Source organism: Stenotrophomonas sp. Sm6012 (genome assembly GCF_030985895.1).
Lineage (GTDB): Bacteria > Pseudomonadota > Gammaproteobacteria > Xanthomonadales > Xanthomonadaceae > Stenotrophomonas > Stenotrophomonas forensis.
Genome location: NZ_JAPTFX010000049.1, coordinates 19,336 through 29,686, shown reverse-complemented (window position 1 = coordinate 29,686; position 10,351 = coordinate 19,336). Strand labels below are relative to the sequence as shown.

Below are 10,351 nucleotides of genomic sequence, written 5' to 3'. Positions count from 1 at the left end.
GTGCCGGCCGCTGGCCGGCATCACGACCAGACCGACCACGCATGTGGGTACTCGCCGACCTGCCCAGCAAGGCCAGCGCGCACCGGATTCCCGAGGATGTACAGGGCTTGCCGCGCCAGCGACTCCTCAGCCCTCACTGCGTGATCGAAGTATCCAGACTGCCATACCGTACTTCGACGACCCGCCAGGCGACTCAGCGCAAGCGCACTCGACGACTTCATTCGGCGTGCAATGTCTGGGAGGTGAGCTGCGCGCAGCTCGAACATCCAGTGGACGTGATCCGGCATGACGACCCATGCGAGTGACTGCACAAGTCCACGCTGTTCGATGTAATGGAACTGGTCGATTACACATACTGCTGCAGCTTCGCTTTCAAAGAGCCGGCAGCGCTGATGCGTGGTAGTTTTCAGAACGTAGACCTGGCCGATGATCGAGCGACGGCCCAGACGGAGGCGATGGCTGCTCATACGCCATGGTGGAACGATCAGTGGGTGTTGAACGTCAGATCTCGCCTCGACGGGTGTTGGGGGATGTCTGAAGTTGAATGAGGTTGCCGGCCAGCGGCCGGCACTACCGGGGATCATGGGTTGCCGGCCAGCGGCCGACACTACCGGGGGTCATGGGTTGCCGGCCCGGCCGGCGTCGGAGCTCACCCGCGCAGGGTGGCGCCGCCGTCCACGTACAGATCGCTCATCGCCACATGGCCGGCCTGTTCGGACAGCAGGAACATCACCGCATGGGCGATGTCTTCGGGCGTGGCCAGCTTGCGCAGTGGAATACCGGCCTTGTAGGTCTCCAGGCTGCCGGCGATCACCCGCTGCGCACCAAACTCGTCCTGCCACATGCCGGTCTGCATCGGGGTCAGTGTTGAACCCGGGGCGACGATGTTGCAGCGGATGCCGAGCGGCGCCAGTTCCAGCCCAAGGCAACGGGTGAACATCGTCGCGGCAGCCTTGGACGCCGCATACGCGGCCATGCCATGCCGCGGCACGCCCGCCGCATTTGAACTGACAGTGACAATCGCGCCCTGCCGGCGCGGCGACATCACCCGCGCCAGTGCACGCCCAACATGGAACACGCCATCGGCGTTCACCGAGAATACCCGGCGCCAGTCGGCATCGGAGGTCCCGGCGACGTCGCCCACGTGCAGCACCCCGGCCACGCTTGCGGCCAGGCAAATCGGCCCGAGACTGGCTTCCACCCGATCAAGCAGTGCGTCCACCGCCACACTGTCGGTCACATCGAGCGAAAACGCGTGCACGCGCGCATCCTCCACGCGTGGCGCCTCGCGATCGGTGGCCACCACCGTGCAGCCGGCCTCGGCCAGCAGACGCACCAGCGCCTCACCGATGCCACCGGCCGCGCCGGTCACCAGGGCCACGCGGCCTTCAAAGCCGGTCAACTGCATGCTGCAATCTCCTGTTGCTCATCCCAGTGGCGCAGCCGCGCCGACAGCCACGGCGCCAACTGTGCCACCGCGTCACGTCCAGTCAGTTCGGCGTGCAGGAACGGCAGTTCCAGCGCCTGTACCTTGCGTGCATGTGCCCGCCACAGCGCCGACTGCAGCTGCGGGCGGGCCTGGTGGTCACGACCGGCGCGCACATGCACCAGGGTGCCGTCGAACGGCCGGTGGATGTGTTCACGTATCAATCGATTGGTGCCGGTCACCGCGCGCACCACGCCATCCAGCACTACATCCGGCAGACTGCCCAGCGCACTGCCGCCTCGCCGCAGGAATGCAAGGATGCGCTCGCGGTTGTCCAACTCCGGATGCGCCTCCGGGTCATGGCCGGCAATGGCCAGCAGTGCGCGCAGCGCGGCAATCGGGTCGGGCTCCGGTTCGGCGCGCCAGCACTCGCTGGGGTAGGCATCCAGCAGTACCAGCTCACCCACCTCACGGCCGATCTCATGCAGGCGCACCGCGATCGCCTGGGCGAGGATGCCGCCCACCGACCAGCCCAGCAGGTGCACCGGACCCTGCGGCTGCAACGCCACAATGCGCCGCACGTAACCGTTGGCCATCGCTTCGATGCTGGACGGCATCGGTTCGCGTGAATCCAGCGCGGGAGACTGCAGGCCGTACACCGCGCGTGCCGGCTGCAGCGCCCTGGCCAGGGCCCGGTAGTTCCACGCAATGCCACCGGCCGGATGCAACACGAACAACGGTGCAGGCCCGGTGGCATCGGTGGCGGCCAAGGCAATGACCGGCCCCAACGCATGGTCGGCCAGTGCCGGCGGTTCAGCAATGCGCTTTGCCAAAGCGGCCACGGTTGGCTGGGCGAACAAGGCACCCAGGCCAAGATCGCAGCGCCAGCGCTGTTCAATGGCCAGCAGCAGGTGCACCGCCGACAGCGAGTCACCGCCGAGGCTGAAGAAGTCGGCATCCACCGCTACTGGTGCCTCGCGGCCCAGCGCCTGCGCGAACAGCTCGGCCAGCTCCTGCTCCAGCGGCGTGCGCGGCGCCAACCCGCCCACGTCCTGCTGCGGCGGCTTCGGCAACGCATTGCGATCCAGCTTGCCGTTGGCGGTCACCGGCCAGTGATCGACGCCAACAAATGCCGACGGCACCATGTAATCCGGCACGCGGGTGGCCAGATGGCTGCGCAGTGCGCTGGCGTCTGCCAGCGTGGACGGCACGTAGGCTACCAACCGGGCATCACCGGGTGCGTCCTGGCGCAACAGCACTTCCACGCGCGCCATGCCCGGCAGCTCGCGCAGCGCCGCCTCGATCTCGCCCAGCTCGATGCGCAGGCCGCGCAGCTTCACCTGATGGTCGCTGCGGCCGAGGTACTCGACCGCACCATCGTCGCGCCAGCGCGCCACATCGCCGGTGCGATAGATGCGTTCGCCATGTAGGAATGGATCGGCAAGGAAGCGCTCGGTGGTCAGGTCATCGCGGCCAAGGTAGCCACGTGCCAGCTGCACGCCACCGAGGTAGAGATCACCGGGCACGCCCACCGGCAGCGGCTGCATCCGCGCGTCCAGCACGTACAGGCGGGTATTCCAGACCGGGAAACCGATCGGCACCGGCCGTGAACGGTCCTGCGCCGACGCAGGCCAGTAGCTCACGTCCACGGCCGCTTCGGTCGGGCCATACAGGTTGTGCAGTTCGGCGCGCACGCGCGCATGGAAGCGGTCGCGCAGTGCGGCGTCCAGCGCCTCGCCGCTGGTGAACACGCGACGCAGCTGCAGGCCTTGGGAGGCCGGTGCGGCAAGGAAGGCATCGAGCATCGACGGCACGAAGTGCGCGGTGGTGATGCCATGCGCCAGGATCAGCCGCGCCAGCTCGGTCGGATCACGATGCGCGTCCGGCCCGGCCAGCACCAGCCTGGCTCCGCACAGCAGCGGCAGGAAGAACTCCCAGACCGAGACATCGAAGGTCGCCGGGGTCTTCTGCAGCACGCGGTCGTCGGCACGGATGCCGTAATGCTCGCGCATCCACAGCAGGCGGTTCACGATGGCGCGGTGCTCGATGACCACGCCCTTGGGCTCGCCAGTGGAACCGGAGGTGTAGATCACATAGGCCGCATCGTCGGGCGCCGGATCGGCCCACGGCGCGGCGAAGCTCAGCGCGGTCCACTGTTCCGGTGCGAGCACCGGCACCTTGGACATCCGCGCCGACACATCCGCCGCGGCCAGCATGCAGGCCGGCTGCGCCGAGGCCAGAATGCGTGCCAGGCGTTCGTCCGGATGGGCCAGGTCCAGCGGCAGGTACGCGGCTCCCGCACGCAGCACGGCCACCAGCGCAATCACCAGTTCCAGCGATCGCGGCAACGCCACCGCCACCACGCTGCCTGGGCCGACGCCCATCGCGCGCAGCTGGGCGGCCAGCGCAAAGCTGCGCGCTTCCAGCGTGGCGTGGTCCAGCGCGATATCGCCGAACACCAGGGCGGTCGCCTGCGGATCGCGATCCATGCCCTGCTGCAGCAGTTCGACCAGCGTGGCCTGCGGCAGCGCATGTGCAGTGGCATTGAAGCCGTGCACCACCTGCTGGGCTTCGTCGGCCGTGGCCAGTGGCACCAACGCGATGTCGTCAGCGTCCAGCGCCGCCGACACGAAATGCAGCAGGCGCGTGGCATGCGCCTGCACGTCCTCGCTGCGGTACAGCGCGGGATTGGCCTCGATCTCCAGATCCAGAACACGCTGGCCATCGCCACGGAAACCCAGCGTCAGGTCGTCCACCGGCCCGGTGCACAGGACCTCCAGCGTCGCCTGCACACCGGGCAGTGCCAGTGGCGCGTAGAACGGCTGCACATTCACCAACGGCCCATGCAGCCGTTGCTGCGCGCCCACCAGGCCCAGGTCACGGCGCAACTGCTCGCCACGATAGCGGCCGTGCTTTCGGCCCTGGCTGAGTTGCCGGCCCAGTGCCCGGGTAAACGCCTCGACACTGCCCTCGCCCGCCGCGACACGCAGCGGCAGCACGTTCATCACCATCGCCGGCACGCGCGCCGACGCGTTGCCGAGCCGCCCCATGAAGGGTACGCCCACCACCACTTCGTCGGCCGCGCTCATCCGCCGCAGGTACTCGGCCGACAACGCGGCCAGCACATCCGGCCACGGTTGCAGCCAGCGTGCCGAAGCCTGCAGCAGCTGCTCGCGGAACGCGGCATCGAGCGGCTGTACCCAGCGCAGCGCATCATCGCTGGCCGGCTCGGTACCCGCCAGGCCCGCGCCCGCAGGGGCCCCGTGCAGCTGCTCGCGCCACCACTGTCCGGCCAGTTCACGGCGCGCATCTGCGCGATAGGCCGCATCGTCGGCCAGCACCCCAGCCAATCCCGGCAGGGGCTCACCCGCACGGCCGCAATAGAGCGCACAGACCCGGTCGCTGAACAGCGCCATCCCATAGCCATCGGCGGCCAAGTGATGCACGCGCAGGTACCAGACCCAGCGCTGCCCACCCAGATCGAACAGCACCTGCTGGCTGATCCGGTCGCGGGTCGGATCGACTGCGCTGAGCCGGTCGGCCTGCATCAGCGCACGCGCCTCCGACGCCGGGTCGGTCTCGCCGGACAGATCGCGCACCGACAACAGCGGCACATGCGCCGGGTCATGCCACTGCACTGGCTGCCCGTCGGTGCCTTCGGCAAAACGCAGCGCGAAGGCCTCGGATTCAACCGCCGCCTGGTTGGCCGCCGCCATGAATGCGGGCACATCCAGCTGGCCGTCGATCCACACCGCATGGGCGGTATTGAACGACGGATTGTCCGGTGCCAGCCGCTGTGCGAACCACAGCCCGGCCTGGGCCTCGGTCAAAGCCAGCGGTGTGGCCAACGCAGCGGCGTTCATGCGCGCTGCGCCGCCTGCAGCGTCTGCACCACGCCCCACCACTGGCGCAGCGTGGTGTGCTCGGCCAGCTGCGAGAACTCCAGCGGCAACCCGGTGTTGCCCCAGGCCAGCACCAGGCCGAGCATGCGCATCGAATCCAGGTCCAGGTCGATCAGGTTGTCGTCGTCACCGATCTCGGCCGGTGCACAGTCCAGCACCCGCGCCACATCGGCACGCATGCGTTCCAGATCCAGCACCTCACCCGTAGCAGTCATTACAGCGCCTCCAGCAGCTGGTCGGTCGTCATCGGCACACCGCTGGTGCGCGCGATCCAGTGCAGCGCCTGATCGTGGTCGGCGCGCGAGAAATCCGCCACGGCATCGGCGGCGATGAAGGCTTCGATATCGCGCTGGAACGCTTCCAGCACCGTCGCCGTGCAACCGATATGCGCATACACACCGGTCACCAGCAGCTGGTCGCGTCCGCGCACCCGCATCAGCGTTTCCAGGTTGCTGCGCTGGAACGCGCTGTAGCGGTGCTTCACCAGCACATGCTCGCCCGGCTGGGGTGCGACGGCTTCGATGATCGGCTCATGGTCGGCACTGCGGCGCATGCCCGGCCCCCACAGGTCGGCCTGCAGGCCACGATCACGACGGTCCTGGTCACCCTGCTGGGCGGTGTAGAACACCGGAATGCCATGGGCGCGGCAATGCGCCAGCAGCCGCGCGATGTTGTCCACGGCCGGTCGCAGCGGCGCGTTGCCGGCATCGAAAGCGGCCAGGAAGTAGCGCTGCATGTCGTGTACCAGCAGTGCGATGCGCTCGCGCTGCGGGCGCCACGGGCCGCGCGCCTGCGGCAGTTCGGCAGCGGTCGGCAAGGGATAGTGGGTGATGCGGGGCAGCGCCATCAGGGCGTTCCTCCTGTCTGTTGCAGATGACGCGCGCGCAGCTGCGCACGCAGTTCGCGGCGGCTGATCTTGCCGACCGCGGTGGTATCGAAACTGTCGACGAACACAACCTGGTCCGGCACCTTGAACGCGGCCAGGCCGCGCGTACGCATCCAGGCTTTCAGTGCCGGCGCCTTGATCGGCTCCCCCTGCTGGATCACGAACGCGCAGCTGCGCTCACCGAGATACGCGTCGGGAATGGAGACCACGGCGGCGTCGAACACGCCCGGGTGGGCCAGCAGATGATCTTCGATCTCTTCGGCGGAGATTTTCTCGCCGGCCCGGTTGATGTGGTCACCCGCGCGCCCCTGCACCACCAGGTAGCCCCCTGGCAGCTGCTGCACGCGGTCGCCGGTGCGGTAGAAGCCATCGTCGGTGAACGAGCGTGCATTGGCCAGCGCATCGTTGTGGTAACCGCGAATGGTGTAAGGGCCGCGGGTCAGCAGGTGCCCGACTTCGCCTTCGGCCACCGGCTGGTCGTGGTCGTCGACCACGCGAACTTCGTCGTCCGCACTGATCGGCCGCCCCTGGCAGGCGACAATCAGGTCCTCCGGATCATCCAACCGGGTGTAATTGACCAGGCCTTCGGCCATGCCGAACACCTGCTGCAACGTGCAGCCCAGGCCGTCGATCACCCGCCGCGCGGCCTCGGGCACCAGCTTGGCGCCCCCCACCTGCAGCACCTGCAGGCTGGACAGGTCATGCGAGGTGGTCGCCGCCGCCTGCGCCCACAGCAACGCCAGCGGCGGCACCAGGCCACAGCAGGTCACCTGTTCGCGGGCAATCAGCGGGAACGCCGCATCCGGGCCGGGGCCGGGGCTGAGCACCACGCGGGCACCGGCATAAAGCGCGCCGAAGAACCCCGGCGAGCTCATCGGGAAATTGTGCGCGGCCGGCAGCGCGACCAGGTACACGCTGTCGCGGTCGATGCCGCAGATCGCGTTGCTGGCGCGGAACGAATAGATGTAGTCGTCGTGCGTACGCGGAATCAGTTTGGACAGGCCGGTGCTGCCACCGGAAATCTGCAGGAACGCCACCGACTGCGGGTCCGGGTCGGCCGGCAGCCGGGCGCGGTCGCCCTGCAGACCGTCCAGCGCGATGAACTCCAGCGCATCGCCGTCGATCACCACCGTGCGTATCGCCGGCACGTCAGCCTGCAACGCCCGCGCCAGTCCGCGATGATCGAAGCCGTCGTGCAGATCGGTGGTGATGTAGGCACTGGCTTCGGCCTTGTTGGCAAAGTGCACCAGCTCGGTGATGCGATGCGCCGGCAACGCATACACCGGCACCAGGCCAGCGCGGAACAGGCCACAGATCGTGGTGATGAAACCGGCGGTATTGCCCAGCTGCACCAGCACCCGCTCGCCCGGATGCAGGCCCCGTGCCAGCAGCCCGGCACCGATGCGGCCGGCTTCGTGCCACAGCTGCGCATAGCTCAGGCGCATGTCGCCAGCGACCACGGCAATGTCATCGGCATAGCATTCGGCGCGCTCGCGCAGGAAGGCCGGGAAGGTTTCGCCACGCCAGTGACCGGCCTCGCGATAGCGCGCCACCAGATCGTCCGGCCATACCTGCTGGAGTGGCATGCGGGAAGAAGTGTCGGAAGTGTTCATGCAGCAGGCTCGATCGCGGGCGCGGCGTCGTGGACGCCCAGCGCATTCAACAGGGCAGCAAACTTCGCTGCGGTCTCGGCCACTTCGGCCTCGGGCTGCGACTCGGCGACGATGCCGGCACCTGCGTACAGGCGCAGCTGCGTGCCCTGCAGTCGCGCGCAGCGGATCGCCACGTACCAGTCGCCGTCGCCCTGGGCGTCCAGCCAGCCGACCGCGCCCGCATAGAAACCGCGCGGCACCGGCTCCAGCTCGCGGATGCGCTGCAGCGCCGCCAGGCGCGGCGTGCCACAGACCGCCGGTGTCGGATGCAGCTGCGCGAGCAGCTCGGCTGCAGGGGTCTGCGGGTCCTTCAGGGTGGCATGGATACGCGTGCCAAGGTGCCACATGCTGGCAGTGGCATGCGGCGCCGGACGCGGCTGCGCATCGATATGGCTGCAGTAAGGCGACAGGCCATCGACGATCGCCTCCACCACATGACGGTGTTCGTCATGGTCCTTGGCCGAGGCCAGCAATGCCTGCGCGGCACGCTCGTCCTCGGCGGCATCGGCACTGCGGCGTGCCGATCCAGCCAATGGATGCGACAACAGCTGCGCACCACGTTTGCGCAGCAGCAACTCTGGCGTTGCGCCGACCAGCCAGGCGGGCGCCTGGCCCGGTTCGACCGGAAGCGGAACCGCGTAGGTGGCCACCGAAGGATCGGCGCCCAGGCGCGCCAGCAGCACCTCCGGTGACAGTGCGTTGCGGGTACGCGCCAACAGGCTGCGCGCCAGCACCACCTTGTGCAGATCCTGTTCGGGTGCACGCAGCGCCTGCACTGCGGCGGCAACGGCGGCTGCATAGTCCTGCGCAGCGGGCTCGGCCTGCAGTGGGCCCTGCAGCGCGGGTGCCGCCTGTGGCTGCGGCGGCAACGCCGGCAGCAGGCGCTCCGGCTGGTACAGCGCGTCATCGGCACGTGGCTCGAACGGCACCGCGCCAACCAGCAGGCCCGGGCCACCGCGCTGCTGCGCGAAGAACTCGGCAACACGCCCGGCCAAGCTGGCCAGCGCGCCATTCGGCAGCGTCGCCCGGCAGCCACGTGCGTGCACGTGCTGGCCAGCATGCTGCAGCAGGAACAGCGACGCGTCGTCGGTGTTCTCCAGCAGCGCCTGCGCAGCCTCCGGCCACGCGCCCTGCCTCAGGGAGTCGTTCATGGGGTCTCCTTCATCCGGTGCGCTGCGGCCAGCGCGCACAGCAACAGCAGCAGCGCGCCGACCAGCAGGTAAGGCAGGCTCGGCCCGCCGCGATACAACAGCGTGCCGAGCATCGGCCCGGCCACCATGCCCAGGCCCTGCGCGGCGGCTACGGTGCCGGCGGCGGCGCCCTGCTCGTGCGCTTCCACTGCATCGGCGGCCAGCGCCTGGAATGAGGGAAACACGAAGCCCATGCCGAACGCCGCCAGTGCGTAGGCCGCCGGCAACTGCCAGGCCTGCTGTACGCCCGCCACGGAGGCGAAACCAATACCGGAGATCAGTGCACCGAGAATGATCCAGCGCCGCGGGTGCACGTCCAGTTTCATCACCAACGCCTGCGCCAGGATCAGACCGACACCGACCGCAGTGAGCGCGATGCCGGCCATGCGCGCGCCGGCTGCAGCATCCAGACCCAATCGATCAATCGCGAAGAAGCCGACCGTGACCTGCGCGATGGTGACCGACACCATCGCAATGAACGCCGCCAACTGCGGCAGGCGCAGGCGCGGGTCGAGCCTGCGCATCGGCGCGCGGCCCGGCACGCCACATACCCCCCCCCCGGCCGGGGCCCGCCCCCCCCCCGCCACCGTGTGTGGGGCCGGCGCCGCCCCCCCCCACTTCCCGCCACCGGTGGCGTGGCCGGCAGCCGCCAGGCCAACAATGCCAGCGCCAGCAGCGGCAGCACGGCGGCCACATACAGCGCCAGCGACAGATTCGTGTAGGCCAGCCAGCCCGCGGCCGCCGGACCCAGCACCATGCCCAATGCGTTGGCACTGCCGAGGCGGGCCAGGAAGCTGGCGCGCTGTCCGGCCGGGGCCTTGTCAGCAATCAGCGCGGCGGCCGTGGGCGGGACGGCCGCATAGAACAGCCCGATCAGGCCGCGTGCACCCACCAGCACCAGCACCGACACCAGTACCGGCGGCACCGCCTGCAGAGCCACGTCGATGAACACCGCCAGCGCGATGTAGACCACGGTGTAGGCACTCATCGCCAGCATCAGCACGCGCTTGCGGCCAATGCGGTCGCTGAGCTGGCCCCATGGGCGCGCGGCCAGCATCCACAACACGCCCGCCGCCGTGACCGACAGTCCAGCATGCCACTCGGACAGGCCGAGCATGCGGACCACTGGACCGATCACGGCAACGAAGGACATCATCGCCATGGTGCCGATCAGGGCTGCCAGGACCAGCGCCGGCAAGCCGGGGACGACGGGACGTGCGTGCATGGAACACCAGCCGTAACAGGGAAGGATCGCCGGGTACGCCTGTGCGCCCCGCCCGGCGTCCATCCCGTTC

7 protein-coding genes and 1 pseudogene are annotated in these 10,351 nt (G+C 68.9%); all 8 read right to left on the bottom strand.

Annotation, left to right across the window (positions count from 1 at the left end):
* Window positions 1-20 precede the first annotated feature (20 nt).
* On the bottom strand, window positions 21-467 hold the full coding sequence (locus tag O0J73_RS10785) for a transposase (RefSeq protein WP_308308685.1): 447 nt from the start codon (window positions 465-467) through the stop codon (window positions 21-23).
* A 182-nt stretch (window positions 468-649) separates the two neighbouring features.
* Complete coding sequence (locus tag O0J73_RS10780; protein ID WP_006449825.1) at window positions 650-1,408, bottom strand: 2,3-dihydro-2,3-dihydroxybenzoate dehydrogenase; 759 nt, start codon at window positions 1,406-1,408, stop codon at window positions 650-652.
* Window positions 1,399-5,289: an amino acid adenylation domain-containing protein gene (locus tag O0J73_RS10775; RefSeq protein WP_308308684.1), complete on the bottom strand. Its 3,891-nt coding sequence runs from the start codon at window positions 5,287-5,289 to the stop codon at window positions 1,399-1,401. Before O0J73_RS10775 ends, O0J73_RS10780 begins: the two co-directional genes overlap by 10 nt.
* On the bottom strand, window positions 5,286-5,543 hold the full coding sequence (locus tag O0J73_RS10770) for a phosphopantetheine-binding protein (RefSeq protein WP_008266045.1): 258 nt from the start codon (window positions 5,541-5,543) through the stop codon (window positions 5,286-5,288). The genes O0J73_RS10775 and O0J73_RS10770 overlap by 4 nt, the downstream gene beginning before the upstream one ends.
* Window positions 5,543-6,175 (bottom strand): isochorismatase family protein, encoded by a 633-nt coding sequence (locus O0J73_RS10765; protein WP_308308683.1) that lies wholly within the window; start codon window positions 6,173-6,175, stop codon window positions 5,543-5,545. Before O0J73_RS10765 ends, O0J73_RS10770 begins: the two co-directional genes overlap by 1 nt.
* Complete coding sequence (locus tag O0J73_RS10760; protein ID WP_308308682.1) at window positions 6,175-7,827, bottom strand: AMP-binding protein; 1,653 nt, start codon at window positions 7,825-7,827, stop codon at window positions 6,175-6,177. The genes O0J73_RS10765 and O0J73_RS10760 overlap by 1 nt, the downstream gene beginning before the upstream one ends.
* The gene (locus O0J73_RS10755) at window positions 7,824-9,017 is read right to left on the bottom strand and encodes an isochorismate synthase (protein ID WP_308308681.1); all 1,194 of its coding nucleotides are present in this window, start codon (window positions 9,015-9,017) and stop codon (window positions 7,824-7,826) included. The genes O0J73_RS10760 and O0J73_RS10755 overlap by 4 nt, the downstream gene beginning before the upstream one ends.
* A pseudogene (locus O0J73_RS10750) lies at window positions 9,014-10,281 on the bottom strand (MFS transporter). Before O0J73_RS10750 ends, O0J73_RS10755 begins: the two are co-directional and overlap by 4 nt.
* Between the last annotated feature and the right edge of the window lie 70 nt (window positions 10,282-10,351).